A 25,492-nucleotide genomic window follows, 5' to 3' on the forward strand; every position below is an offset into this window, starting at 1 on the left:
GCCGCTCGGTCAGTCGCGGTGGCGGGAGAACAGGCCCTGGCGTTCGCGCCGGTAGCGGCGCTCCCAGCGGTCCATCCGGTCCCGGCGGGCACGGTAGGCGCGGTAGTCGGAGTCCATGCGGCCGGCCCCGCCGCCTCCGCCGCCCGAGCCGGCGGCCGGACCGCCGCCGGGGCGTCGCGAGACGGTGAGCAGTACGGCCACGACGGCCACCCAGAAGATGATGCTGCCGAGGCTGAGGCCGAATCCGTACAGGATCAGAGCGAGAAGGATCATCCAGAGGATCATGGTGGGTCCTTGAGGGACGGATCGGGGGCTTCCCCTGACCCCCGGTTCAAGCCACCAAGCTACTCCGGAACAGGGGAAGTTGGCCCCTGAGTTAATCGGCGGAGAACCCCGACCGCCCTTCGCGGAGAATTCCGGCCGTCATCCGTGAAGCACTCCGGAGCCCTTCGCGGGGAATCCCGGCCGTCGTCCGTGAGGCACTCCGGAGCCCTTCGCGGGGAATCCGGGCCGTCGTCCGTGAGGCACCCCGGCGCCATCCGTCAGAACCCCGGCCGTGCCCTCAGCCGTCCTCAGCCCGCCGCGCGGCGGCTTTCCGAGAGGCCGCGCAGGCGCTCCATCTCGCGCCGGTCGCGCTTGGTCGGACGGCCGAGACCCCGGTCCCGTACGCCGGCCGCGAGGGCGTCCGCGCGGGCGGGCGGCGGCGGGCTGTTGTCGATGTACGCCTCGACCGCGACCGGGGCGCCGACCCGCTTGCGCAGCAGCGTGACGACCTTGACGATGCGCTCCCTGCCGTCCATGCGCAGCCGCACCTCGTCGCCCACCTTGACCTGGTGGGCGGCCTTCACACGCTCGCCGTTGACCTGGACGTGGCCGGCCCGGCAGGCCGTGCCCGCCTGGGAGCGCGTCTTCGTCAGCCGGACCGACCAGATCCAGCTGTCGACGCGTACGGGGCCGGTGCTGGTGCCGTTCGCTGCTTCCGCCATGCCTCCGACTCTAGACGGATGGCCCGGCGAAACCTCGCGCATTTCGGACCTGGACCAGCAGGGTGGGCGGGCCGGGGCCGTTGTCAGTGGTGTCGGTCACACTGGGGGCATGTGCAGAAGTATCAAGACGCTGAGGCCGCCGGCCATGCCGGAGGAGGCCACCGACGACGACATCAGGGCCGCCGCCCTGCAGTACGTACGCAAGGTGTCCGGCTTCCGGGCGCCCGCCGCGCACAACCGGGAAGTGTTCGAGCGCGCGGTCGACGAGATAGCCGAGGCCACGCGCGAGCTGCTGGCCGGTCTTGAGGTGCGGGGAGCCGCCGCGAGGAAGCCCGCGTAGCCCGGGCGGTGTGCGTGCCGGGGCGCGGAGGAGCCGCCGGGCTCGGGCCGCGCTCTCGTCAGGACGCCGAGGCCGGCGCCGGTTCCGGGCGCTTCATGACGTACGCCGCGAGGCCGCCCGCCGCGAACAGGGCGAGCACCGACACCGCCGTGCCCAGCCAGGTCGCGCCCAGCCACTGCCCGCCGAAGTAGCCGAGCCCCACGCTGTACGTCGCCCAGGCCACGCCCGCCAGCGCGGACCAGGGCAGGAACTCTCGGATCCTGCGGTGCGCCGCGCCCGCGCCCAGCGAGACGACGGAGCGCCCGGCGGGGGCGAAGCGCGCGATGACGACAAGGCCGCCGCCGCCCCGGCTGAGCGCGATGCCGAGTCGTTCCTGCGCCCGGGTCAGGCGGCGGGAGCGGGCGATCGCGCGCTCCAGGCGGGCCCCGCCGCGCCGCGCGAGGCGGTACGCGATGAGGTCGCCGAGCACGGACGCGGTCGCCGCGCACGCGGCGAGGGCGAACAGATCGGCGTGCGCGGTCTGGGTGGCGGCTCCCGCTCCGGCGGACCCGGCCGCCGTGGTCGCCGCCGTGATCACGAGCACACCGCTGGGCAGCACGGGAAGGAACACGTCGAGCAGCACGGAGAGCGTGACCACGGCGTAGATCCAGGGGCTGGACGTCAGCGCCCCCACACTCTCCAGCACGTTCGCTCCTCTGCGGCTTCGTCGGTTCCCCGGGACCCGGAATACCGCGGTGTCGCGGGGAAGCGGCAGGGGCGGCGGTACAGCCGTACAGCGTACGCCGGGGTTCTTGTGCGTTTCTTCCAGGGGTGGGTGGTGTTGCGGCACAGGGAGGTTCGAGCGGGCCGTGACCGCGGGGGGTGGCCACCGTGAGGGCGACGGGGGACGGCATGCCGCTGCCCGGAGTTCGGCGGCTGAACTCCGGGCAGCGGGGCGGGCGTTGGGTGCGTGAGCCTCAGGCGGTGACGGTCTCGCGCTGGGTGTCGGAGGCCGGCCGGGCGGTGCGGCGGGCGCCGAGGAGCTGGTCGAGCGCGAGCGCTCCGGGACCGGTGAAGACGAGCAGCAGGAACGCCCAGCAGTACATCGCGGAGGCCTCGCCGCCGTTCTGCAGCGGGAGCAGCGCGTTGGACTGGTGGACGCTGAAGTACGCGTACGCCATCGAGCCGGACGAGACAAGGGCCGCCGGGCGGGTGAAGAGTCCCGTCAGAACCAGGATGCCGCCGACGAGCTGGATCACCGCGGCGTACCAGCCGGGCCAGGTGCCCGCGGGGATCGAGCCGCCGCCCATCGCGCCGCCGAAGACGCCGAACAGGGAGGCCGCGCCGTGGCAGGCGAAGAGGAGGCCGATGACGATGCGGAACAGGGCGAGCGCGTAGGGACGCGCGCGCTCGGTATCGAGCGTGGGGGAAGCCATGGGGGGCTCCTTCGGTTGGGGACGTGACCGATGGGATCCACAGGTTAGGCAGCCCTCACTAGTGCTTGCAAGTTCAACATTCTTAATGTCTTGTTTCCATCGGGTGAATTGAGCCAGGTGTGGCGTCGAGGGTCAGTGGCCGGTCCAAGATGGTTTTCAGTTGGACTGGACCAATTCGCAGGACTCTCGCGCGGCGCGCCTGATCGAGCCGCAGGCGTGCGGAACGGCCGTGCAGCGTAAGGGTCATGAGCTGATTGCCGAACCATGGTCCACCGGTTCTGCGCCAGTCGACCGGTGGCCGAACCACCCTGCCGTGCCGGGACAGTGCGCGCCCGAGCCGGCGTCCGAAACGGCTCCACCCGAAGCGGAATCCGGCCCGCACGGGGGCCGGAACGGAGTTGTGGACCGGCGAACACGTCAACTGGGCGACACGCGCGGTGGGTTGGGGCGCGGAATTTGGCCAGAAGGGCTCCGCCACGTAGGCGTGGTGCACGTCACCCGACAGGACGGCGACGGTGGCGGGCGCGCCGGGTCCCGACCCCGCGCGGACGATCAGCTCGCCGAGGAGCCCGAACGATGCGGGGAAGGCGGCCCAGTGCTCCAGGTCGGCCCGGCGCCGCAGTTTCTCGCCGATCCGCGCCCAGCGCGGGCCCCGCGAACCCGCGCACAGAGCCGCGTCCCAGCCCTCCGCGTCATGGATGAGCGGCGGAAGGAGCCACGGCAGCGAGGTCCCGATCAGAAGGTGGTCGCAGGCGCCCGGCGCCGGCAGCTGCTCCTGGAGCCACCGCGCCTCGCCCTCGTCGAGGATCGCCCGCCGCTCCTCGTCCAGGACGCGGGCCGCCCGGCTGTCCACCATCAGCAGCCGGGTGCGGCCGAAGTCGCGCCGGTAGCTCCAGCGCACGGCCGCCGGGTCCGCGTCGGCCGACGCGGCGAAGGAGCGCAGCGCCTCCGTGCCGTCCGGAGTGCCCCGCACCGCCGCGTACAGCGGGTCGGCGGCGAGCTCGGCGGGGGAGAGGTTGCCCAGGTGCTGGTGGACCCAGTACGACATCAGGCCGCTGATCAGCCGCTCCTGCCACCAGGGCGTGGCGCGCATCCCGGCGAGCCAGGCGGCGCTGGTGTTCCAGTCGTCGATCACGTCGTGGTCGTCGAAGATGTGGCAGCTCGGGACGGTCGACAGGAGCCAGCGCACCTCGGGGTCGAGCCAGGACTCGTAGTACAGCCGGGTGTACTCCTCGTAGTCCGCGACCTGGGCGCCCGGCGCGTCCCGCAGGTCCCGGCGCGCGCCGAGCCAGCGGCGGGTCTCCGCCGAGACGCTGTCCGCGTACACCTGGTCGCCGAGGAGCAGCAGCACGTCGGGCCGCTCGGCCTCCGGATCGGCCGCCAGGCCCGCCGCGAGCGCGTCCAGCGCGTCCGTGCCGCCGGTCTCGGGCGCGCGCCGGCACGACCCGAAGGTGACACGGAGCGCGGACCCGTCCGCCGGGACCGCGATGGTGCTCGGCGGGAAGAGGGAGTCCGGCTGTGGCCAGACCGGCCGCCCGTCGAGCAGCACCTCGTACGCGGTGGCCGTGCCCGGCGTCAGCCCGGCCAGCGGGACCAGCGCGTAGTGGTGCCCGGCGATCTGGAACGTACGTGCGGAGCCCGTGGTGCCGTCGGCGCAGCGCACCCGGACCGTGCACGGCCGGTCGGCCTCGGCCCAGACCGTGGCGGCCCCTCGCTGATCCACGTACCGCAGCAGCGGCCCCAGGCGAAGCCCGGCCATGTGGTGCCCCCTCCGTCGCCGGTCGTTCGTACGGTACGGAACGACGGAGGGGTACGACAGGTTTCAACGGCCTCCGAATCCGGGGCAGTTGAGGTCAGGGTGTCAGCAGCCGTTGAGGATGCCCTGGAGCGCGGACTTCTCGGCGGAGTCGACCGTGAGCTTGTAGTAGTGCTTCACGTCGACCCACATCCGTGCGTAGGTGCAGCGGTAGGAGGTCTGCGACGGCAGCCACTTGGCCGGGTCCTTGTCGCCCTTGGCCTGGTTGACGTTGTCGGTGACCGCGATCAGCTGGGGGCGGGTCAGGTCGTTGGCGAAGCCCTGGCGCTGGGGGGTGGTCCAGTTGTTCGCGCCCGAGCGCCAGGCCTCGGCGAGCGGCACGATGTGGTCGATGTCCACGTCGGAGGCGGCGGTCCAGGTGGCGCCGTCGTACGGGGAGTACCAACTGCCGCTGGTGGCCGCGCAGCTGGAGTCGGTCGTGACGTTCACGCCGTCCCGCTTGAGGACGACCTCGCGGGTGTTGCAGGTGCCGGACTGGGTGATCCAGTGCGGGAACTTGTCGCGGCTGTAGCCGGTCAGCGAGCCCTCCGCCTGCACGGTCAGCTGGCCGAGGTAGGCGCGGGCGGTGGCGGCGTCGACCGGGGTGGGCGGCGCGGCCACGGCGGCCGGGGCGGTGATGAGGGCGGCGCCCGCGGCGAGCGCGGCAGCGGCGGCGAGAACGGCCGTGCGACGCGCGTAGACGCGGGGCGTACGGGTTCCTATGGCGGCTGACATGCTAACTCCCTTGAAGTGGGGGGAACTTGACCGGCCACGGGACGGGCGGCCCGGCCAGCGTGACGGCGCCAGGTTTCCTTCGGGTGGGCGCCAGGTAACAGCGTGGCGACATGGGCACGTCAGATCAAGAGCTCGGACGGGACCCGTGGGGAAGGGAACTGACGGATCGTTCGTGCGCAACCGATGGGAAAGGAGCTGACGGGCCGTTCGCGCGTCCCTGACAGGGAAGGAAGCCGACGGGCCGTTCGTGCGGCAGCGTCCTGCCGGGCGCACCCGCCCCGCGAGGGTGAGCGTCCCGGCGGGCCGCCCGTCGTACGGTGGGCGCGTGCTGCTGCCGGTGAATGTCACGCTCGGGGCCGTTCTCGTCGCCCTGCTCCTCGCCGCCGCGGGCGTCGCCGCGGCCGCGCACCTGGGGCGGCACCGCGAGATCCTGATCGCCGGGGTGCGGGCGGCCGTTCAGCTCGCCGTGGTCGCCCTCGCGATCCACTGGGTGGTCGGCTCGGTGCCGCTGCTGCTCGGATTCCTGGCCCTGATGTACGCCGTCGCGGTGCGCACCGCCGGGCGCCGCATGACCGCCAACACCACCTGGTGGTGGGCGGCCGCCCCCATCGCGGCCGGCGTCGTACCGGTGGTATCGGCGCTGCTGCTCACCGGGCTCGTCCCGGTCAAGGGCATCACGCTGATCCCGGTCACCGGCATCCTCATCGGCGGTGCGCTCACCGCGACCGTGCTCGGCGGGCGCCGCGCCCTCGACGAGCTGACCGCGCGGCGCGGCGAGGTGGAGGCGGGGATGGCGCTCGGCCTGCTCGACCGGGACGCCCGCCTGGAGATCGCCCGGCCCGCCGCCTCCGACGCGCTGCTGCCCGGCCTCGACCAGACCAGGACGGTGGGCCTGGTCACGCTGCCCGGCGCGTTCGTCGGCATGCTGCTCGGCGGCGCCTCTCCCGTGCAGGCGGGCGCGGTCCAGCTCTTCGTCCTGGTCGCGCTCATGGCCGTACAGGCGGTCGCGGTGTCGGTCGTGCTGGAACTCGTGGCGCGGGGCAAGGTGCACCGCGAGGCGCGGGTGACCGTACGGGACCAAAGTCCCTGATGGGGTGCGTACGGCATGCCGTACCCTTGAGGGCGCAGAAGGGGAGTAGCTCTTCGCCGGAACGTCGACATACTGCCGGGTCCCTCAGGGGGTTCTCGGCCGGCGCCCGGAGGCGAGTGCCCGCGAGGGACCCGCCAGCGAGACCTTCGGCCGCAGTGACATGACCATTCATGGCGCTGCCGAGCCGAAGCGACCCCGGATTCTGTCCGAACTGCTCTCGGTGCGGCCGTGCCCGACCGATTGAGGAACTCCTTCCGTGCTCAGCTTCACGATCATGGCGATCACCTTCGGTGTGATCTTCCTCGCCGAACTCCCGGACAAGACCGCGCTCGCGGGCCTGATGCTCGGCACCCGCTACAAGGCCTCGTACGTCTTCGTCGGCGTGGCGGCCGCCTTCGCCGTCCATGTCGTCCTCGCCATCGCGGCGGGCAGCGTGCTGACCCTGCTGCCGCACCGGCTGCTCCAGGCGATCGTCGGGGTGCTCTTCCTCGCGGGCGCGGCGATGCTGCTCTTCAAGAAGGGCGAGGACGACGAGGAAGTGAAGGCGCCCGCCGACCAGTCGTTCTGGAAGGTGTCGGGGGCGGGCTTCATGCTCATCCTGGTCGCCGAGTTCGGCGATCTGACCCAGATCATGACGGCCAACCTGGCCGCACGCTACGACAACCCGCTCTCCGTCGGCCTCGGCGCGGTGCTCGGCCTGTGGGCGGTCGCCGGGCTCGGCATCGTGGGCGGAAAGGCCCTGATGAAGCGCGTGCCGCTGCGCCTGATCACCAAGGTGGCGGCCTGCCTGATGCTGGCGCTCGCGGGCTTCAGCCTGTTCGAGGCGGTCGCGGGCTGAGGCTCCTCTCCCGGGCATACGGATGTCCCAGGCGTACGGATGTTCCAGGCGTACGGATGTGAAAACGGCCCCCGTGGTAGGACGGGGGCCGTTTGTTCTTGGTGCACCGATCGGGAGGTCAGCCGGTGATCTCCAGGCGCAGGGTGCCGTCGGCCTGGGCGGTGACGGTGAGGTGCGTGAGGTCGGGGACGTACGCGGTGGGCTCGTGGGCGTTCGCGCGCGGGCCGACGCCCACGACGCGCATCCCCGCGGCCCTGCCCGCCGCGATGCCGGCCTCCGAGTCCTCGAAGACGATGCAGTCCGCCGGGGCGAAGCCCAGCTCGGCGGCGCCCTTGAGGAAGCCCTCCGGGTCCGGCTTGCTCGCGCCCACGCACTCGGCGGTGACCCGCACCTCGGGCATCGGCAGGTCCGCGGCCGTCATACGGGCCCGGGCGAGCGCGGCGTCGGCCGAGGTCACCAGGGCGTGCGGCCGGCCGGCCAGGGCGGCCATGAAGGCGGGGGCCCCGGCGACCGGCACGACGCCGTCGGTGTCCGCGGTCTCCTCGGCGAGCATCACCTTGTTGTCGGCGTAGTTCTGCTCCATGGGGCGGTCCGGGAGCAGCACGGCCATCGTGGCGTAGCCCTGGCGGCCGTGGACGACCTTGAGCGCTTCCTCGGGGTCGAGGCCGTTGCGCTCGGCCCAGCGGCGCCAGCAGCGCTCGACGACGGCGTCCGAGTTCACGATCGTGCCGTCCATGTCGAGGAGGAAGGCGCGGGCGGTCAGGACGGTGGTGGTCGTGGTGCTGGCCGGCATCGGCGGACTCCAGAGCACGGGAGCGGGGGGGCACAGAAACACAAAGGTGACCCCCGCCCGCCGGTCAGGGAGTACAGGCAGGGATCACTTTGTTCCACCACGATACAAAACGCGGAGGGGGTTGTGCCACCCGGCCCCCCTTTGTCGCTCGGAGCTGCGGGCCGGAGCTACTCGCCCGGGACCGGCGCGGCCACCGTCGCGGCCGGGGGGCCGGGCCTCGGCCGGCGCGGTTCGCGCACCCCGGCGGGCGGCGGGCCGCCCGGGCCGGAGCCGTCCGGCGTGCGGCGCCGCAGGAGCAGCCGCAGCAGCACGATCAGCGGCAGCAGGGGCAGGACGAGCAGGAGCCAGGGGCTCCGCCTGGGTTTGGCCGGACTCGTGGGCGTCATTCCTCCACGGTCCGCCTCCCGCGCCCGGATGTCACGGGCCGTGCGGAGGCGGAACCGGGCCTCTCGGCCGGGGATGCCGTGCCGCGCCTACGGCCGGTCCGTCATCGACTCCAGGGCGCGGCGGGTCGCCGGGCCGTAGACCCCGGCCGGGTCGCCGTCGACGCCCGTGTACGACTGGAAGTCGCGTACCGCGCGCTCCGTACGGGACCCGAAGACGCCGTCCGGGGTTCCGGTGTAGAGCCCCAACTGGCCGAGTCTTTCCTGGAGTTCGAGCACAGCGGGCCCGCTGTCGCCCCGCCGCAGCGTCGTGCTCGGCGGCGGCGCGAGCGGCTTGTCGCCGGGGGAGTTCGAGGGCGGTCCGGATGCGGGGGCCGAGGGCTTGGGCGCGGGCTTCGACGGGGGCGGCGAGGCCGCCCTGGACGCGGACGGAGTCGGCGAGGGCCGTGCCGAGGGGGAGCGGCCCGGGGCCGCCTTCTTCGTACGGGAGGGAACGGCCGAGGGAGCCTCGGCGGAGGCGGTGTCGGCGCCGCCGTACGGGACGCCGGTGTCCGCGACGTCCGGCAGGGCCCGCTTCGGCGTGGCGTCCCCGGCGAACAGGGTGCTCGCGAACGCCGCCGTACCGATGACGACCGCGGCGGCGGCGCCGATGGCCAGGGCGGCGAGACGGCGCCGGTTGCGGGGCGCTCCCGCGGGGCTCGGGGGCTCGGGAACCGTGGCCGGGGGTTCCTCGGCGGGGACCGTCCCGAGCCGCATGGTCTGCTCGGACGGGGCCTCGGGGGCGGCGGGCGGCTCTTCCCCGGCGTTCGGCAGCATCACGTACGGCCGGATCCGCAGCGGGTCGAAGTCCTCCGCCGCGGCGGCCTCGGCGACGCGTTCCGCGTGCAGGGTCTCGGCGGCGCGCTCGGCGCAGGCGCAGCCGGGTCTGCCGTCCACCCCCCGTTCCGCGCCGCATTCAGGACAGCCGTGTCCGGTCATCGTCGGGTCCCCTCCCCATGGACTGCGAGCGATTATGCCCGGAGGCCCGCGGGCACCCGGGGTGCGCGGGAGCAGCCCGGCAGGCCATTTCCGTACATTCCGATCAAGATGGTGGGAGCGAGTCGGAGCACACACACGGATGGGACGTGGTCATGGCTCAGGGAATCGCTCCCGCCACCGTCGCCCCCGGTGCGGGGCAGGAACGGCGGACCGTGCTGGTCGCCATCGGCGCGCTGCTGCTCGGCATGCTGATCGCCGCACTCGACCAGACCATCGTCTCGACCGCGCTGCCGACCATCGTCAGCGACCTCGGCGGGATGGAGCACCTGTCGTGGGTGGTCACGGCCTACATGCTGGCCGCCACCGCCGCCACCCCGCTGTGGGGCAAGCTCGGTGACCAGTACGGCCGCAAGAAGCTGTTCCAGCTGGCGATCGTCATCTTCCTCATCGGCTCCGGGCTGTGCGGCATCGCGCAGAACATGGGCGAGCTGATCGGCTTCCGGGCGCTCCAGGGTCTTGGCGGCGGCGGACTGATGGTCCTGTCCATGGCGATCGTCGGCGACATCGTCTCGCCGCGCGAACGCGGCAAGTACCAGGGCCTGTTCGGCGCGGTCTTCGGCGCGACCAGCGTGCTCGGTCCGCTGCTCGGCGGGTTCTTCACCGAACAGCTCAGCTGGCGCTGGGTGTTCTACATCAACCTGCCCATCGGGGTGATCGCGCTCCTCGTCATCGCCGCCGTGCTGCACATCCCGGCGCGCGGCACCCGGCACACCATCGACTACCTGGGCACCTTCCTGATCGCCTCCGTCGCCACCTGTCTGGTCCTGGTCGCGTCCCTCGGCGGTACGACGTGGGCCTGGGGATCGGCGCAGATCATCGGGCTCGCGGTGCTCGGCGTGGTGCTGCTCGTGGCCTTCACCGCCGTGGAGCGCAGGGCGGTCGAGCCGGTGCTTCCGCTGAAGCTGTTCCGGATCCGTACGTTCACCCTCGTCGCGGTCATCAGCTTCATCGTGGGCTTCGCGATGTTCGGCGCGATGACGTACCTGCCGACGTTCCTCCAGGTCGTGCGGGGCATCTCGCCGACGATGTCCGGGGTGCACATGCTGCCGATGGTCCTCGGCATGCTGCTGACCTCGACGGCGTCCGGCCAGATCGTGTCGCGGACGGGACGCTGGAAGGTGTTCCCCATCGCGGGCACGGGGGTCACGACGATCGGCCTGCTGCTCCTGCACCGGCTCACCGAGACGAGTTCCACCTGGGAGATGAGCGTCTACTTCTTCGTCTTCGGCGCGGGCCTCGGTCTGGTCATGCAGGTCCTGGTCCTGGTCGTGCAGAACGCCGTCGACTACGCGGACCTGGGCGTCGCGACCTCGGGTGCCACCTTCTTCCGCTCCATCGGCGCCTCGTTCGGCGTCGCCATCTTCGGCACGATCTTCACCAACCGGCTCACCGGCAAGCTCGCCGACGCGCTGGCCGGACAGCAGCTGCCGCCCGGCGTCGGCCCCGGCACCATCGCCGCCGACCCGCGCGCCATCGGCCAACTCCCGCCCGCCGCACGGCCGCCGGTACTGCACGCGTACGCGTCCTCCATCACCGACGTGTTCCTGTACGCGGCGCCGGTCGTGCTCCTCGCCTTCGTCACGGCGTGGTTCCTGAAGGAGGACAAGCTGCGGGGTGCGGTCACCGCGCCCGACACCAGCGAGACCCTCGCCTCGAACCCCGTCCAGCGTTCCTCCTACGACGAGTGCGCGCGGGCCCTCTCGGTCCTCGGCACGCGCGAGGGCCGCCGCAAGATCTACGAGACGATCACGACGAAGGCGGACCTCGACCTTCTCCCGGCGGCGAGCTGGCTGCTCCTGCGCATCAGGAAGTACGGGTCCGCCGACCCCGCGGTGCTCGCCGAGCGCGTCACCGTACCGCTGCACGTCATCACCGAGGCGGCCCGCCAGATCGAGGAACGCGGGCTCGCCACGCGCGAGGGCATGCCGATGATCCTCACGGACCAGGGCCGCGAGGTCGCGGTCCGCCTGGCAGCGGCACGGGAGGAGTCCTTCGCCGAGCTGCTCGGCGACTGGTGGGGCCCGGACCGCCCCAGGGACCTGGAGAAACTGGTGGCGGAACTCTCGGCGGAGCTGTCGGGCTCGGACGGGGAACAGCCGACGGGCCCGGGGGCGCCGAGGGACCACGCGGCGTAGGGCGCCGTACTCACAGCTCCTTGGCGAACCAGCGCTCGCTGTAGGGACCCTCGCTGTACGGTTCGACCTCGCGATAGCCGTGCTTGGCGTAGAGCCCGCGGGCCTCGACGAGATCGTGCCGGGTGTCGAGGGCGAGCCGCCGGGCGCCGAGGCGCCGGGCCGCGTCCTCGAGGGCCGAGAGCAGCGCGGCGCCACCGCCGGTGCCGCGCGCGAAGGGGCGGACGTAGACGCGGGTGAGCTCGGCCGTGGCCGGGGCGGTCCCGTCGATGACGGGAGCCTCGGCACACAGCAGCACACCCCCGCAGGCGGCGGGACGCCCGCCGTACCGCCCGACCACGAAGCCTCCGGTGGGCGACCGCAGTTGATCGGCACCGTCATCGGTGAGCCCCTGCGCGATCTCCTCGACCGTGGCGGGCCGGCCGTACCACCGGCTCGCCACCTCGTCGTAGTAGTCGCGCCGCAGAAGACTCGCATCGGGGGTGTCGGGCTGCTCGGCAGCCATGATCCAACTCATGGCCCCTACCTATCCCGGGGGTGGCCGTTGTGGCCACCGATTTAAGCGGGCCGCCGGGTTCAAGCCTTGGGCGCGGCCTGCTGGACGACCTCGAAGGACCACAGTTCCGAGCCCGAGGCGGCGGGCTTGGGGCGCTCGCCGCCCTCGCCCTGGGAGCCGCCGTGGGCGCCGCGCATCGAGGTGGCCATCCAGTTCTGGAAGTCCTCCTCGCTGCGCCAGCGGGTGTAGACGAGGTACTGGTCGGTGCCCTCGGCCGGCCGAAGGAGCTCGAACCACTCGAACCCGTCCGAGTTCTCCACCGACCCGGCCCGAGCAGCGAACCGCTTCTCAAGGACCTCCCGCTGCTCTTCCGGCACGGTCAGTACGTTGATCTTTACGACGCTGGCCACGCGACACCTCTCGTCAGAAGGCCGCCGGGGGTGGGGGCCTTCGCCTCGTCCTTGTGGGGTCAGTGTGCTACATGGCCAGGTCAAAGCGGTGTGAGGGCGGTGGCCCGACGCCTCACGCGGGCCCGGACGGCGAGGCCGGCCCCGGCCCCCAGCACCACCAGCACGCCCCCCACCGTCAACAGCCAGGCCGGAATCCCGCCCACCGTCATCAACGCGTCCGTGTACCGAGCCCGTTGGAAGGGTGTGTCGTCGGTCGACGTCTTCAGTTCGTGGTCGCCGGTGATCTCGGACGGATGCTGGAAGAACTGGGTCATGGCGGTCAGGTAGACCGGGCTTTCACGGCCCACCAGGTCGGCAAGGGAGCCCGTCGGGTGGGCGATTCCGCCCGCGAACAGGAGCTGGGGGGTGGAGCCGCCGATCGGTGACGTCGTTTCCATGCGGTGGTTCGCCAGGACGTACAGGTTCAGCGTCTGCGGGGTCTTCGCCAGACGGGACAGGCGCATCGGGTAGACCAGGCGGTCGCTGGCGAAGGTCAGGCTCAGGGGGTCCAGGGGGCCGCCCAGGGTCTGGCCCTGCTGGTCGGGGGCGAGGCGGATCGCCACGTACTCCCACTTCTGGTCGACGTACGGGCGCAGCTCCGTGGCCAGGGCGGGCGGGAGCTGGAAGCCGTTGCGGGTCAGCCAGTCGCGCAGGGCCGTCGGGTCGGTGGCGGTGAGGCGGGCCACGTCGAACGGGCCGAGCCGCTCCCTGCCGATCACCTCGACGGGAGGTTTTGCCCCGGGGTTCGGCGCTCCGTCGCCTACGCTGCGGCTCTTGGTGAACGGCCAGTCGCCGTCCCGGGGCCAGAAGTACGAACGGGTGCGGTTCACCGGCTCGGAGAGCTCCTCCAGTTGGTCGAAGAGGTGCCGGTCGCCGAGCTTCACCGTCGCCCGGCTCGGCACCGGCATGATCCACGCCGCCTTAGGCGCGTTTCCGTCGACCGTGAGCCGCATGACGATCTGCTCGGTGTGCCCGTCGAAGCGCACGGCCGACGTCTCCTGCTTCACGCTCAACTGCCGCCCGCTCTGCGGCACCATCGCCCCGCAGCCACAGGCGTACGCGGGCGCCACCAGCGAGCCCAGTTGCATCGCCACCAGCGCCAATGCCACCAACAGCGCCCGCCGCCATCGCCTCTGACCGTTCCGCATGTCCGCGAACCCCCGTGTTGATCGATCGACGGGAGCTACGACGGCGTTGCGGTGCCTTCGGTTCCGGTACGTTGCCCGTTCGCGGCTCGTTCCGGGACCGTTCCGGACAAATCTGCGGGACGGCCAGGCGTAGACACGGTTGCGCGGGTCGTCAATTCCCCGGGCTGCCGCCGCCCAGAGCCGCGACATGGGCGGGCACGGCGATGCCGACGGGCAGCGCCGGGTCGGCCTCGGGCGCCCCGAAGCGGCTTCGCAGCGGCACCACCCCGGCCCACAGGCCGAGTTCCCCGTCGGGCCCGTCCGCATCGTCGGGCGGGCCCGCGGCCACCTTCACGGACGCTTCCTCCAGCGAGAGGGCGAGCAGTGAAGTGGCCGCCAGTTCACGGGAGTTGGGGCGCCTGGCGTAGTCCCACTGGCCCGGCGTGCAGTGCTCGGTGACGACCCTGAGCCCGTGCAGGAGCTCGTCCCCGCCGGTGATCAGCCGGGGCACGGCGTACACCATCGCGCTGCGGTAGTTGACCCCGTGCTCGAAGACCGACCGGGCGAGCACGAGCCCGTCGATGTGCGTGACGCTCACGCAGACCGTCGCGTCCGGCGCCTGAACGATGCTGCGGCTGGCGACCGAGCCGTGCACGAACAGGGTCCGGCTCTCGAAGTCCACGCCGTACACGGTCGGCACAACCATCGGCGTGCCGTCGACGACCACCCCGAGATGACACACGAACCCGGCCCTCAGGATCGCGTCGAGATCCGCGACCCGGGTGCTGCCCTGGTCACGCAGCCGCCGATGCCGGGTCCGTTCGGTGACGGCCAGGTGTGTCGGCTGAATGTGTTGATCCGGTCGCTCTGCGTCCATTTTCCTGCCGATTCAGTTGCGAGGGCATGCCTGGTCAACTGTTTCAGCAGAAAGGGCGCTCATCAAGAGGTGTCGGTCTCCCGCGTGCAGAGGTCGAGCACGGCCTGGACGTAGTCCTCCAGGCGCTCCTTGACGAGGTCCTCGGTGAGGTCGGTGCGGCCGAGTGCGCGCCAGGGGACGGCGACCTTCGCGGCATCCGGGGCGAAGGCGAGGGCGTCGAGGAGGCGCCAGTACAGCCGGTCGTGCGGGTCGGACGCGAGCTGTCCGCCCGCCGCGGCGTACTCCTCGGCGAAGGCCAGCCCGGCCGGGGCGCCGTGGAGCAGCGCGAGGTTGGTCGAGCAGTGCGCCACGTCGAGGTCGGCCGGGCCCCAGGACGTCTCGACCCAGTCGACCACGCCGCTGACGCGCAGATCCGCACCGGCGCCGGTGAACAGAACATTGCCGGGATGGAAGTCGCGGTGCAGGAACACCGGCCGGTACGTGGGCGGTCGGCGCCGGATGACGTCGATGGCGCGCTGCCAGACGTCGGGCCGGCGGGTGTCCTCGGGTGCCTCGACTTCGTCGGCGGTGGTCCAGGCCTGGTAGTCGCGGGGCCGCTCGGACGCGCCGACCTCGACGCGGTGGATGTCGAGGAGCTGGCGCGCGAGCAGCGGCGCGCGCCCGTCGGCGCCGGAGGCGTCGAGGCGTACCTCGCCCGGAAGCAGCGACATGAGCAGCGAGGGGTGGTCGCAGTGGTCGCCGCCCGCGTCGACGGCGATGAGCTCGGCGGCTGGCACGCCGGTGCGGGCGAGCAGGGTCAGGATGTCGGCCTCGCGCGTGAGCAGCCCGCGGGCGTGCCGGACGTAGAACTCCATGACGAAGGAGCGGAGCACGACCGAGCGCGGCCGCTCCCCGCCTACGTACAGCCGCCGCATCTCGGACGTGATGCCGCCGTGCAGCGCGACCGCCTGCTCGACCTGCGCGCCCACGCTCTTCTCGACCCACAGCCGGGTCGCGCCCCAGCCCTGACCTGCGGTGTCCACCCCGTTGACCATGGCACGAGCGTAACGGGAAGCCCGGGAGGAGACAGGGGCGGGGCGTAGGGGGACGGCCCCTGCCTCCCGGTTCCGGGTGGGTCAACTCCGGGACACCTGAAGGCCCTTGATCCCGTTCAGCCAGGCCGAGCGGAGGCGGCGGGGATCGCCGGCCAGACGCAGGTCGGGCAGGACGTCGGCCACCGCGTTGAAGATCAGGTTGATTTCGAGGACCGCCAGGGATTTGCCGAGGCAGAAGTGCGGGCCCCCGCCGCCGAAGCCGAGGTGGGGGTTGGGGTCCCGGGTGATGTCGAAGCGCTCGGGGTTCTCGAAGACCTCGGGGTCGTTGTTGGCGGAGGAGTAGAAGATGCCGACGCGGTCGCCCGCCTTGATCTTCTGGCCGCCGAGTTCGGTGTCCTGGGTCGCCGTGCGCTGGAAGGAGACCACCGGGGTCGCCCAGCGCACGATCTCCTCGGCCGCGGTCTCGGGGCGCTCGCGTTTGTAGAGTTCCCACTGGTCGGGGTGGGTCAGGAACGCGTGCATGCCGTGGCTGATGGCGTTGCGGGTCGTCTCGTTGCCGGCCACCGCGAGCAGGATGACGAAGAAGCCGAACTCGTCCGAGAGCAGGTTGCCCTCGCCCTCGGCCGCGACCAGCGTCGAGACGATGTCCTTCGCCGGGCACTCCTTGCGGGCCGCCGCGAGGTTCATCGCGTACGAGACCAGCTCCATCGCCGCCTCGGCGCCGATCTCCTCGGTGATCGCGTACTCGGGGTCGTCGTACGCCGCCATCTTGTTGGACCAGTCGAAGATCTTGGTCCGGTCCTCCTGGGGGACACCGATGAGTTCGGCGATGGCCTGGAGGGGGAGCTCGACGGCGATGTTGGTGACGAAGTCGAAGGTGCCGTTGTTCTTGTCGGCTTCCGACAGGGCCGCGTTCACGATGCTGCGGGCGCGCTCGCGCAGGGCGCCCTCCAGGGAGCGGATCGCGCGGGGGGTGAAGCCGCGCTGGACGATCTGCCGGACCCGGGTGTGCTCGGGCGGGTCCATGTTCAGCATGATCAGCCGCTGGACGTCGATCTGCTCGCGGCTGATCGACTCGTTGAAGCGGATGACCGCGGTGTTGGTGGTGGAGGAGAACAACTCCGGGTGCGTGGACACGTACTTGACGTCCGCGTGCCGCGTCACCGCCCAGTAGCCGTCGTCCTGGAAGCCGGCGATGCCGTTCGGCTGGGCGCACCACCACACCGGGGCTGTCTGCCGCAGCTCGGCGAACTCCGGGTGCGGCACGCGGGATTGGAGCAGGTCGGGGTCGGTGAAGTCGAACCCGTCGGGCAGGTGGGGGCAACGCATTGGCCACTCCATGTCTGACGGTCCATCAGAAGTTGTCCGAAAGGTAGTAACGGGTTCTACAAGTGGCAAGGGCCGCGGCAGCATCTGTTGCGCACGGAACTCCCTACGCGGGACGTGCACAACCCTTGCGTACCCGGGGTAGCTCTCATAAGACTGCACTCAGAACTAGAACGCGTATCAGTTCGTGGCCGTGCGGTGCCGGGACACCCAGCGGCTGTGTCAGGAGAGGACGAGCTCATGGCCGCGGAACCCGTCATCGTCGAAGCCGTACGCACCCCCATCGGCAAGCGTGGAGGCGCGCTCGCCAATCTGCACCCCGCCTATCTCCTTGGCGAGACCTATCGCGAACTCCTCGGCCGCACCGGCATCCACGCCGACTGCGTCGAGCAGATCGTCGGCGGTACGGTCACGCACGCCGGCGAGCAGTCCATGAACCCGGCGCGCAACGCCTGGCTCGCGGTGGGGCTGCCGTACGAGACGGCCGCGACCACCGTGGACTGCCAGTGCGGATCCTCCCAGCAGGCCAGCCACATGGTCGCCAACATGATCGCGGCGGGGGTCATCGACGTCGGCATCAGCTGTGGGGTCGAGGCGATGTCACGGGTGCCCCTTGGCTCGGGCTCCAAGCACGGGCCGGGCAAGCCGTGGCCGGACGAGTGGAACGTGGACCTGCCGAACCAGTTCGAGGCGGCGGAGCGGATCGCCCGTAACCGAGGCCTGACGCGGGAGCGGGTCGATGCTCTCGGTCTCCTGTCGCAGGAGCGGGCGGCGGTCGCCTGGGGCGAGGAACGCTTCAAGCGCGAGACGTTCGCGGTTCAGGTCCCCACGACGGAGGAGGAGCAGGCGGCGGGGCAGGGCATGTGGCGCCTCGTCGACCGCGACGAGGGCCTCCGTGACACGTCCATGGAGGCGCTCGGGCGGCTCAAGCCGGTCATGCCGACGGCCGTGCACACGGCGGGCAACTCCTCACAGATCTCGGACGGTTCGGCGGCGATCATGTGGGCCTCCAAGCGGATGGCCCGCGCCCTGAAGCTGAAGCCCCGGGCGCGGATCGTCGCCCAGGCGCTGGTGGGGGCCGACCCGCACTTCCATCTCGACGGGCCGATCGACGCGACGCGGGCGGTGCTCGGCAAGGCGGGCATGTCGTTGCGGGACATCGACCTGGTCGAGATCAACGAGGCGTTCGCTTCTGTGGTGTTGAGCTGGGCGCAGGTCTTCGAGCAGGACCTGGAGAAGGTGAACGTCAATGGGGGTGCGATTGCGCTGGGGCATCCCGTGGGGGCGACCGGGGCTCGGCTGATCGCGACGGCGTTGCACGAGCTTGAGCGGCGGGACAAGGAGTTTGCGCTGGTCACCATGTGCGCGGGTGGGGCGTTGGCCACGGGGACGATCATTCAGCGGCTGTAGGTTTCCCCAGCCCGCCCCTTCCCGCTGCGACACTCTGCGGCTCCGCCGCGTGGCCTCCGGGGGTCGTGATGGGCTGAGGTCCGTTCCCGGGGGCGCCGCCCCCGGACCCCCGCTCCTCAAACGCCGGAGGGGCTGTGTGTGGTCCGCTTTCGGCTGCAGGTCGTGGGTGGCTGGTCGCGCAGTTCCCCGCGCCCCTGTAGGGCGCCCCGCATGCTCGTTGACGTCGGACCGGGCAGGCCGGACCCGTCGTACCTGCCCGGACGGCGGGTCACCCGGCCGTGATCGGGCCGAGGTAGGTGCCGCCGGAGACGTCTATGGCCTGGCCCGTCACCCAGCGGCCCTGGGGGCCTGCCAGGAAGGTCACCACATCCGCGACGTCCTCCGGCTCGCCGATCCGGCCGAGCGCGGTGATCGCTTCGAGGCCGGCCACCGCCTCGGGGGCGACGGTCCACCCGGCGGTCATGTCGGTCTGCACCACCCCGGGTTCGACCGTGTTCACGGTGATGCCGCGCCGGCCCAGCTCGTTGGCGAGCGAGGGGGCGAGGGCGGCCAGCGCCGCCTTGCTGGCGGTGTAGGCGATCTGGAGGTGGTTGGCGATCCGGGTGGCCGCCGAGCCCACGTTGATGATCCGCCCGCCGTCCCGCAGCAGGGGCAGCGCCCGCTGGATCACGAAGACCGGCGTGCGCACGTTGATGGCCAGCACCCGGTCGAGCTCCTCCTCGGTGAGCTGCGCGACGGAACTGACCGAGTGGACCCCCGCGTTGTTGACGAGGATGTCCAGGCCGTCGGCGCCGTGATCCGCGAGACCGGCGGCGAACTGCTCGAACAGCCGGTCCACCGCGCCGCTCTCGCCGAAGGTGGCCTGCACCGCGAACGCCCGGCCCCCGGCCTTGTCGATCAGCGCCACCGTCTCCTCGGCGGCCGCATGGCTGCCGCCGTAGTGGACCGCGACCAGCGCACCCTCGGCGGCGAGCCGCAGGGCGACCGCGCGCCCGATCCCGCGCGAGCCGCCCGTCACCAGTGCGGTCCTGCCGTCCAGTTTCTCCATGATCGCCTCTCCCCGCTGCGCCGCCCGCCCGAAGGCCGGCCTGTACCGACCGTCCTGAACACGTTCTCGATCGCACGGTACGTGAAGTCCGGCGAGAAGACCGGGGAATGGGACAGCCCCTTGCTGCTTGCTGTGGGGCAGCGGTAAGTCCCGTCGCGGGTAAAGGAGTTGGCGCGCGGGGCATGCCGAGGCGGGGCATCCATGGGATCGGCGGTCGGGTCGGTACGAGGAAGGGGGCACCCCCCTGGTGGACCTGGGCCCCCTTTCGGTGCGGGGGCTGGCCGGATGGGCCCGGGCGGCGGGAACGGCCAGGATTTCCGTATGACTCATTCCATCGCTCGGGTCGTCGCCGCCTCAACCGCCCTGGTCGCAGGGTTCGTTGGGGGCGCCGCGCCCGCTCAGGCCCGCACCACCCCGGAACACCGCGGTGACCTGTTGTCCCTCACGCCCGTCTCCGACCTCACCCCCGCCCAGGTCTCCGGCTTTCTCAAGGACGCCGGTGTCGACAGCGCCACCGTCCGGTACGGAGTGCGGGGGTATCGGGTCACGTACCGGACCATCACCCCGCAAGGCGCCCCCACCACCGCCACCGGGTTGCTCGTGCTGCCTCTCGACGGGCGGCACGGGCGGGTCGATCTCGTCGCGGACACGCACGGGACCATGGTCGACCGGGACTACGCGCCCTCCGTCGGGAACGACTACGGGCGGCTCTCGCCGTATCTGCATGCCTCTGCCGGGCGGGCCGTCGCCGCGCCCGACTATCTGGGGCTCGGCGAGGGGCCCGGCCGGCACCCCTATATGGACACCGCATCGTCCGTGTCCGCCTCGCTCGACATGCTGCGGGCCACCCGCACCGCCGCCCGCGAGCTGGGCCGGCCGTTGACCGGGGACGTGTACGGCACCGGGTTCTCGCAGGGCGGGCAGGTCGCCATGGCGCTCGGCAAGGCGCTCGGCCAGGGGGCCGACGCCCATTTCCGGCTGAAGGCACTGGCACCGGTCTCCGGACCGTACGACCTCGCGGGGCAAGAGGTGCCCGCTCTCTTCGACGGCCGGGTCAATGACACCAGTGGGGTGCTCTACCTGTCCTACTGGCTCACTGCGCAGAATCGGCTCCACCCCCTGTACAAGGAGCCCGGGGAAGCCTTCCGTGCGCCGTACGACCGGGTCGTCGACGGGCTCCTCGACGGGAGCCACACCGAGGAGGAGATCCTCGGGGCCCTGCCCGGCAAGGTGAAGGACCTGCTCACGCCCGGCTTCTACCAGCGGCTTCAGCATCCGCGCGGGGCGCTGCTCGCTGCCATGCAGGACAACGATCACACCTGTGACTGGAAGCCCGCCGTGCCCGTGCGTCTCTACACCGCCACCGGGGACACCGACGTGCCCCTCGCCAACACGCTCAGCTGCGTCCGGCAGCTGGCCGCGCACGGAAAGAAGGCCCCGGTCGTCGACCAGGGAGCGGTCGACCACAACGGGGCCTTCAGGAAGTCGGGGCCGCAGATCGTGCGGCTCTTCGACTCCGTTGCCGGTACGGCTTAGTACCAGCTGTTCTGCTGCCAGAAGTTCCAGGCGCCACACGGGCTGCCGTAACGCTCGTTCATGTAGCCCAGGCCCCACTTGATCTGGGTGGCCGGGTTGGTCTGCCAGTCGGCGCCGGCCGAGGCCATCTTGTTGCCGGGCAGGGCCTGGACCAGGCCGTAGGCGCCGGAGGAGGCGTTCGTGGCGGACGGGTTCCAGCCGGACTCGTGGTTCACGATCTTGCTGAAGCACTGGAACTGGTCGGACGGCATCATCTTCTGCGCGATCGCCTGGGCGCTCGTCGGTGCGGCCTGAGCCGGGACGGCGGCCATGGCGACACCCGCAGCGGCGAGCAGCGTGGCGCCGGCGGCGGCAATGGACTTCTTACGAGCGGTGATGCGGGCGGCGAAAGACAAGGCGAAACCTAACTTCGGGGACATTGGCCGTCGCGCTCCGCCGGAGGTTCGAAGACCTCCACGGCGAGGGAACTCGTAATGAATCAGCCCGGCGAGCGGACCGGGCGGTTCCGGCGACTCGAACAGTTGTAACCGGCTCGATGGGTGGCCGCAATGACCCCGTTTACTAGCGGGATTCGCATGACGGGTGAAACGTCCGTCGGATGTAAGACCCGGATAAGTGCAGGTCAGCGCGGCCGCGAGAGGCCTCGTGGATCATGTTCTGAGGCCACTATCCCGCCTCGTAGAGGACCAAGGGCCTGTGGGCGGCCTCACCCCGGCGGGACCCTTTTCAGGCCTCGAATGTGACCTGGGCCTCGAAGGCGGCGCGCCTTGTCGCCCGCCTCAACGCCTTGAGCAGAGTGGTCCCGAGAGTGAGGGTCAGTACGACCGTGAGCGCCGCCCGGCCCAGGTCCCAGCCGAGCGAGGTGGCCGCGCAGTACGCGAAGAAGCGGATCAGGTTGTCGTGGAGGGCGTCGCCGGGGTGGAAGGAGATGCCCGAGGACATCCCGCCGATGAAGGTCCAGCCCTGGAGATTCATGACCGTGCCGTAGGCGAATGAGGCCAGCGCCCCGTACAGCGCGAGCAGGGCAAGCTCGGCCCGGCCGCGCAGGCGCTGCGGGCCCGGCAGCAGGCCCGCGCCCATCGTGAACCAGCCCATCGCGAGCATCTGGAACGGCATCCACGGCCCGACCCCGCCGGTCAGCAGGGCCGAGGCGAACATCGTCACCGAGCCGAGTACGAAGCCGAAGCCCGGGCCGAGCACCCGGCCGCTCAGCACCATCAGGAAGAACATCGGCTCCAGGCCGGCCGTGCCCGCGCCCAGCGGGCGCAGCGCGGCGCCCACCGCGGCGAGGACGCCGAGCATCGCCACGGCCTTCGCGTCCATCCCGTCGTCGGTGATCGTGGCGATCACCACACCGACCAGGAGGGGGAGCAGGGCGGCGAAGAGCCAGGGGGCGTCCTGGGCGTGCGCCAGGCCGGAGTCCGCGTCGGCGAGCAGCGGCCAGCCGAAGGCCGCGATGCCGATGAGGGTGATGAGGGAGAGGGCGATCACGGCGCGGGGGCCCAGGCGTACGGGTCTTGTGCTCCCCTTCATGACAGGGCCTCGCGTACTTGAGGGACGGTGAGCCAGTGCTGCGGGGCGAGGATCTTGGCGACCTGCGGGGCGAAGGCGGGGGAGGAGACGACGACCTCCGCGGTCGGGCCGTCCGCCACGACCTCACCGCCCGCGAGGATCACGACACGGTGCGCGAGCTCCGCGGCCAGCTCCACGTCGTGGGTGGCGAGCACAATGGCGTGGCCCTCGGCTGCCAGCGCCCGCAGCACCTCGACCAGGCGGGCCTTCGCCGCGTAGTCCAGGCCGCGGGTCGGCTCGTCCAGGAGGAGCAGGGGCGGGCGGCCGGTCAGCACGATCGCCAGCGCGAGGGCCAGGCGCTGGCCCTCGGAGAGGTCACGGGGGTGCGTGTCGTCCCGTACGCCCGGGAGCAGCGCGGTCACCAGGTCGCGGCAGCTGCCCGGGGCGGCCCCGGCGTCCTCGTCCGCGGCGGTGCACTCCGCGGCGACGGTGTTCGCGTACAGCAGGTCTCTCGGCTCCTGCGGTACGAGGCCGACCTCGCGGATCAGTTCCCTCGGCGGGGTGCGGTGGGGAGTGCGGGTGCCCACGGTGACGGAGCCCGTGGTGGGCTCGATCATCCCTACGAGGGTGCTCAGCAGGGTGGACTTTCCGGCGCCGTTGCGGCCCATCAGGGCGATGGTCTCGCCCGGGGCGACCGTGAGGTCCACGTGCCGCAGCGCTTCTACGCGTCCCCGGCGTACGCCCAGAGTGGTGGCGGTTGCTGTGGCGGGGGCGCGGGGGCCCTCCGGGGGGCGGCGGAAGAGGGTGGCCAGGGTGCGTTTCGCGTCCGCGGGCCGGTGGGTGCGCGCCCGGCCTGCGGCCGGGCCGTCTTTCCCACCGGCACCGCCCGTGCTGGTGAGTGGGTTGGTGCGGGTCCCCTCGGGGGACGTCCCCGCCGTCGGTGGTTGCGGGTGGTGGGTCGCCAGTTGTTCGCGAAGCGCGCCTGCCCTGCGGCGGGCGTCTCGTACCGACAGGGGGAGGGGGGCCCAGTCGGCCAGGTGGCCCAGGGCCACCACCGGGGGGTGGACCGGCGAGATCTTCATGATGTCCTCCGGGGTGCCCATCACCGGGGGCGCGCCGGGGGTGGGCAGGAGGATGACCTGGTCCGCGTACTGGACCACCCTTTCCAGGCGGTGCTCCGCGAGCAGGACCGTCGTGCCCAGGTCGTGGACCAGGCGCTGGAGGACGGAGAGGACGTCCTCCGCGGCGGCGGGGTCGAGAGCCGAGGTCGGCTCGTCCAGGACCAGGATCTTCGGGTGCGGGGTGAGGACCGAGCCGATCGCGACGCGCTGCTGCTGGCCACCGGACAGGGTGGCGATGGGGCGGTCGCGCAGTTCGGCGAGGCCCAGCAGGTCGAGGGTCTCCTCGACGCGGCGGCGCATCACCGCGGGGGCCAGGCCCAACGACTCCATCCCGTAGGCGAGTTCGTCCTCGACGGTGTCGGTGACGAAGTGGGCGAGGGGGTCCTGGCCCACCGTGCCGACCAGGTCGGCGAGTTCGCGCGGCCTGTGGGTGCGGGTGTCGCGGCCGTCCACGGTGACCCGGCCGCGCAGGGTGCCGCCGGTGAAGTGCGGGACGAGCCCGGAGACGGTACCGAGCAGTGTCGACTTGCCGACCCCGGAGGGGCCGACCAGGAGCACCAACTCCCCTTCGGGGATGGTGAGTTCGACACTTCGTACGGTCGGCTCCTCGGCGGAGTCGTACGTGACCGACACGTTCTCGAACCGGATCACTGGGACTCCTTCGGCGGTACGGGGGCGACGAACGCCGGGAGCAGACCGGCGAGCAGCGACAGGGCGGGCCACAGGGGCAGGCCCGGCGCGGTCAGCGGGACGACTCCGAGGGTGAGGGCCTCCGGAGCGTACGTACCCGCCCAGAGCATCAGCGCTGCCACCGCCGCGCCGGAGCCGGCCACCAGCCAGGACCGGATGCCCCAGCGGTCGGGGCGGTAGCGGGTACGGATCTGGCGGCGGCCGCCGAGGCGGAGCCCGGCGAGGGAGGCGAGCACGCCGCCCGCGAGGACGGGAAGGCCGTACCCGGCGCCTTCGGAGGCGAGCAGTCCGTACGTTCCCGCGCAGACGCCCAGGAGTCCGCCCAGGGTGAGGACGGTGGTGGTGAGGCGTACGGGGGCGGGGACCCGGGCGGTGCGGCCGTAGCCGCGCGCGTCCATCGAGGCGGCCACGGCGACCGAACGCTCCAGGGCGCCTTCGAGTACCGGCAGGCCGATCTGGGCGATCGCCTTGATGCCGCCGGTCGGGCGGCCGCGGAGCCTTCGCGCGGTACGCAGCCGTACGACGTCGGCGACCATGTTCGGCGCGAAGGTCATCGCCACGACGACCGCGACCCCGGCCTCGTACAGGGCGCCGGGCAGGGACTTGAGCAGGCGGGCGGGGTTGGCGAGGGCGTTCGCCGCGCCGACGCAGATCAGCAGGGTGGCGAGGCGTGCCCCGTCGTACAGGGCGAAGAGCATGCCCTCCGCGGTGACCCGGCCGCCGATCCGGATGCCCTTCGCCCAGTCGGGGAGGGGGAGTTCGGGGAGTGTGAACAGGGTGTGGCTGCCGGGGATCGGGGAGCCGAGGACCAGGTTGAACGCGAGGCGGACGCCGACGACGAACAGGCCGATCTTGATGAACGCGGTGTACGAGCGGGCCCAGGGGGCGTCGGTCTTGCGGGCCGCCACGACGTATCCGGCGACGCCGACGAGGAGGCCGAGCAGGAGGGGGTTGTTCGTTCGCGACGCTGCTGTGGCGAGGCCGAGTGCCCAGAGCCACCAGGCGCCGGGGTGCACGGCGTTGCTCCGGCTGGCTTCGGGCGCGGTCAGCTTCCGGCTCGGGGTTCGGGGGGTGGACCCGGGCCGACCCAGGGTGCGGTCCTCGGCCCCGGGCCGGGGGGTGCGTTTCGCGTCCGCGGGCCGGTGGGGGTGCGCCCGGCCTGCGGCCGGGCTGTCCTTCCCACCCGCACCACCCGTACTGCTGAGTGGATTGGTGCGGGTCTCCTCGTGGGACTCCATCGCCGTCGGCGTCCGCCCGCCGCCCGTGGGGCCCGCGTGCGGCGGCTGGGGGCCGCCGTCTTCCTCCGAAGGCATCCCCGGGG

26 protein-coding genes are annotated in these 25,492 nt (G+C 71.9%); 6 read left to right on the top strand and 20 right to left on the bottom strand.

Annotated elements, in window-relative coordinates; translation table 11 throughout:
• Window positions 1-9: 9 nt before the first annotated feature.
• Both ABD346_RS23945 and ABD346_RS23950 read right to left on the bottom strand, forming a co-directional pair.
• Complete coding sequence (locus ABD346_RS23945) at window positions 10-273, bottom strand: hypothetical protein (protein WP_344377524.1); 264 nt, start codon at window positions 271-273, stop codon at window positions 10-12.
• Window positions 274-572: 299 nt separating this feature from the next.
• The gene (locus ABD346_RS23950; protein ID WP_344377527.1) at window positions 573-986 is read right to left on the bottom strand and encodes an RNA-binding S4 domain-containing protein; all 414 of its coding nucleotides are present in this window, start codon (window positions 984-986) and stop codon (window positions 573-575) included.
• 109 nt (window positions 987-1,095) lie between these two features.
• On the opposite strand from ABD346_RS23950, the gene ABD346_RS23955 reads away from it, so the two are divergent.
• Complete coding sequence (locus ABD346_RS23955; RefSeq protein ID WP_344377528.1) at window positions 1,096-1,326, top strand: DUF2277 domain-containing protein; 231 nt, start codon at window positions 1,096-1,098, stop codon at window positions 1,324-1,326.
• Window positions 1,327-1,384: 58 nt separating this feature from the next.
• Here the strand turns inward: ABD346_RS23955 and ABD346_RS23960 are convergent, their stop codons facing one another.
• From ABD346_RS23960 to ABD346_RS23975, 4 genes are all read right to left on the bottom strand, one after another.
• Window positions 1,385-2,011: a DedA family protein gene (locus ABD346_RS23960; protein WP_344377530.1), complete on the bottom strand. Its 627-nt coding sequence runs from the start codon at window positions 2,009-2,011 to the stop codon at window positions 1,385-1,387.
• 271 nt (window positions 2,012-2,282) lie between these two features.
• Window positions 2,283-2,741, bottom strand: a complete 459-nt coding sequence (locus ABD346_RS23965) for a DoxX family protein (protein ID WP_344377531.1) — start codon at window positions 2,739-2,741, stop codon at window positions 2,283-2,285.
• Between the two features lie 82 nt (window positions 2,742-2,823).
• The gene (locus ABD346_RS23970) at window positions 2,824-4,500 is read right to left on the bottom strand and encodes an alkaline phosphatase D family protein (RefSeq protein ID WP_344377532.1); all 1,677 of its coding nucleotides are present in this window, start codon (window positions 4,498-4,500) and stop codon (window positions 2,824-2,826) included.
• A 102-nt stretch (window positions 4,501-4,602) separates the two neighbouring features.
• The gene (locus ABD346_RS23975; protein ID WP_344377533.1) at window positions 4,603-5,271 is read right to left on the bottom strand and encodes an HNH endonuclease family protein; all 669 of its coding nucleotides are present in this window, start codon (window positions 5,269-5,271) and stop codon (window positions 4,603-4,605) included.
• A gap of 325 nt (window positions 5,272-5,596) precedes the next feature.
• On the opposite strand from ABD346_RS23975, the gene ABD346_RS23980 reads away from it, so the two are divergent.
• Both ABD346_RS23980 and ABD346_RS23985 read left to right on the top strand, forming a co-directional pair.
• Window positions 5,597-6,361, top strand: a complete 765-nt coding sequence (locus tag ABD346_RS23980) for an ABC transporter permease (RefSeq protein ID WP_344377534.1) — start codon at window positions 5,597-5,599, stop codon at window positions 6,359-6,361.
• A 256-nt stretch (window positions 6,362-6,617) separates the two neighbouring features.
• Entirely contained in the window at window positions 6,618-7,199 is a 582-nt protein-coding gene (locus ABD346_RS23985) for a TMEM165/GDT1 family protein (RefSeq protein ID WP_344377536.1), read from the top strand.
• A gap of 118 nt (window positions 7,200-7,317) precedes the next feature.
• Here ABD346_RS23985 and ABD346_RS23990 read toward each other — a convergent pair whose 3' ends face one another.
• The 3 genes from ABD346_RS23990 to ABD346_RS24000 all read right to left on the bottom strand — a co-directional run bounded on the left by ABD346_RS23990 (window position 7,318) and on the right by ABD346_RS24000 (window position 9,311).
• The gene (locus ABD346_RS23990; protein ID WP_344377537.1) at window positions 7,318-7,992 is read right to left on the bottom strand and encodes an HAD-IA family hydrolase; all 675 of its coding nucleotides are present in this window, start codon (window positions 7,990-7,992) and stop codon (window positions 7,318-7,320) included.
• A 167-nt stretch (window positions 7,993-8,159) separates the two neighbouring features.
• Window positions 8,160-8,378: a hypothetical protein gene (locus ABD346_RS23995; RefSeq protein WP_344377538.1), complete on the bottom strand. Its 219-nt coding sequence runs from the start codon at window positions 8,376-8,378 to the stop codon at window positions 8,160-8,162.
• A gap of 87 nt (window positions 8,379-8,465) precedes the next feature.
• On the bottom strand, window positions 8,466-9,311 hold the full coding sequence (locus ABD346_RS24000; RefSeq protein ID WP_344377540.1) for a peptidoglycan-binding domain-containing protein: 846 nt from the start codon (window positions 9,309-9,311) through the stop codon (window positions 8,466-8,468).
• Window positions 9,312-9,505: 194 nt separating this feature from the next.
• On the opposite strand from ABD346_RS24000, the gene ABD346_RS24005 reads away from it, so the two are divergent.
• Window positions 9,506-11,548, top strand: a complete 2,043-nt coding sequence (locus ABD346_RS24005; protein WP_344377542.1) for an MDR family MFS transporter — start codon at window positions 9,506-9,508, stop codon at window positions 11,546-11,548.
• Between the two features lie 10 nt (window positions 11,549-11,558).
• Here the strand turns inward: ABD346_RS24005 and ABD346_RS24010 are convergent, their stop codons facing one another.
• The 6 genes from ABD346_RS24010 to ABD346_RS24035 form a co-directional block, all read right to left on the bottom strand.
• Complete coding sequence (locus tag ABD346_RS24010; protein WP_344377544.1) at window positions 11,559-12,062, bottom strand: GNAT family N-acetyltransferase; 504 nt, start codon at window positions 12,060-12,062, stop codon at window positions 11,559-11,561.
• Window positions 12,063-12,121: 59 nt separating this feature from the next.
• The gene (locus ABD346_RS24015) at window positions 12,122-12,451 is read right to left on the bottom strand and encodes an antibiotic biosynthesis monooxygenase family protein (protein WP_344377545.1); all 330 of its coding nucleotides are present in this window, start codon (window positions 12,449-12,451) and stop codon (window positions 12,122-12,124) included.
• Between the two features lie 80 nt (window positions 12,452-12,531).
• On the bottom strand, window positions 12,532-13,638 hold the full coding sequence (locus ABD346_RS24020; RefSeq protein ID WP_344377546.1) for a DUF2330 domain-containing protein: 1,107 nt from the start codon (window positions 13,636-13,638) through the stop codon (window positions 12,532-12,534).
• Between the two features lie 151 nt (window positions 13,639-13,789).
• Entirely contained in the window at window positions 13,790-14,494 is a 705-nt protein-coding gene (locus ABD346_RS24025; protein WP_344377548.1) for a pyridoxamine 5'-phosphate oxidase family protein, read from the bottom strand.
• 62 nt (window positions 14,495-14,556) lie between these two features.
• The gene (locus tag ABD346_RS24030; protein WP_344377549.1) at window positions 14,557-15,528 is read right to left on the bottom strand and encodes a phosphotransferase family protein; all 972 of its coding nucleotides are present in this window, start codon (window positions 15,526-15,528) and stop codon (window positions 14,557-14,559) included.
• Window positions 15,529-15,609: 81 nt separating this feature from the next.
• On the bottom strand, window positions 15,610-16,857 hold the full coding sequence (locus ABD346_RS24035; RefSeq protein ID WP_344377551.1) for a cytochrome P450: 1,248 nt from the start codon (window positions 16,855-16,857) through the stop codon (window positions 15,610-15,612).
• Between the two features lie 237 nt (window positions 16,858-17,094).
• Here ABD346_RS24035 and ABD346_RS24040 point away from each other — a divergent pair, with 237 nt between their 5' ends.
• The gene (locus ABD346_RS24040) at window positions 17,095-18,264 is read left to right on the top strand and encodes a steroid 3-ketoacyl-CoA thiolase (protein WP_344377552.1); all 1,170 of its coding nucleotides are present in this window, start codon (window positions 17,095-17,097) and stop codon (window positions 18,262-18,264) included.
• 268 nt (window positions 18,265-18,532) lie between these two features.
• On the opposite strand, the gene ABD346_RS24045 is transcribed toward ABD346_RS24040, so the two are convergent.
• Complete coding sequence (locus tag ABD346_RS24045; RefSeq protein ID WP_344377554.1) at window positions 18,533-19,312, bottom strand: SDR family oxidoreductase; 780 nt, start codon at window positions 19,310-19,312, stop codon at window positions 18,533-18,535.
• A 321-nt stretch (window positions 19,313-19,633) separates the two neighbouring features.
• Here ABD346_RS24045 and ABD346_RS24050 point away from each other — a divergent pair, with 321 nt between their 5' ends.
• Window positions 19,634-20,848 (top strand): alpha/beta fold hydrolase family protein, encoded by a 1,215-nt coding sequence (locus tag ABD346_RS24050; RefSeq protein WP_344377555.1) that lies wholly within the window; start codon window positions 19,634-19,636, stop codon window positions 20,846-20,848.
• On the opposite strand, the gene ABD346_RS24055 is transcribed toward ABD346_RS24050, so the two are convergent.
• The 4 genes from ABD346_RS24055 to ABD346_RS24070 all read right to left on the bottom strand — a co-directional run bounded on the left by ABD346_RS24055 (window position 20,845) and on the right by ABD346_RS24070 (window position 25,484).
• Complete coding sequence (locus ABD346_RS24055; RefSeq protein ID WP_344377557.1) at window positions 20,845-21,267, bottom strand: aggregation-promoting factor C-terminal-like domain-containing protein; 423 nt, start codon at window positions 21,265-21,267, stop codon at window positions 20,845-20,847. The two genes, ABD346_RS24050 and ABD346_RS24055, sit on opposite strands and share 4 nt — an antisense overlap.
• Before the next feature lie 307 nt (window positions 21,268-21,574).
• Window positions 21,575-22,381: an ECF transporter S component gene (locus tag ABD346_RS24060; RefSeq protein ID WP_344377558.1), complete on the bottom strand. Its 807-nt coding sequence runs from the start codon at window positions 22,379-22,381 to the stop codon at window positions 21,575-21,577.
• Window positions 22,378-24,132, bottom strand: a complete 1,755-nt coding sequence (locus ABD346_RS24065) for an ABC transporter ATP-binding protein (RefSeq protein WP_344377559.1) — start codon at window positions 24,130-24,132, stop codon at window positions 22,378-22,380. The genes ABD346_RS24060 and ABD346_RS24065 overlap by 4 nt, the downstream gene beginning before the upstream one ends.
• Window positions 24,129-25,484: an energy-coupling factor transporter transmembrane component T gene (locus ABD346_RS24070; protein ID WP_381226635.1), complete on the bottom strand. Its 1,356-nt coding sequence runs from the start codon at window positions 25,482-25,484 to the stop codon at window positions 24,129-24,131. The genes ABD346_RS24065 and ABD346_RS24070 overlap by 4 nt, the downstream gene beginning before the upstream one ends.
• Window positions 25,485-25,492: the final 8 nt, after the last annotated feature.

It is taken from the genome of Streptomyces mauvecolor, from assembly GCF_039532965.1.
GTDB classification, from domain to species: Bacteria; Actinomycetota; Actinomycetes; order Streptomycetales; family Streptomycetaceae; genus Streptomyces; species Streptomyces violascens.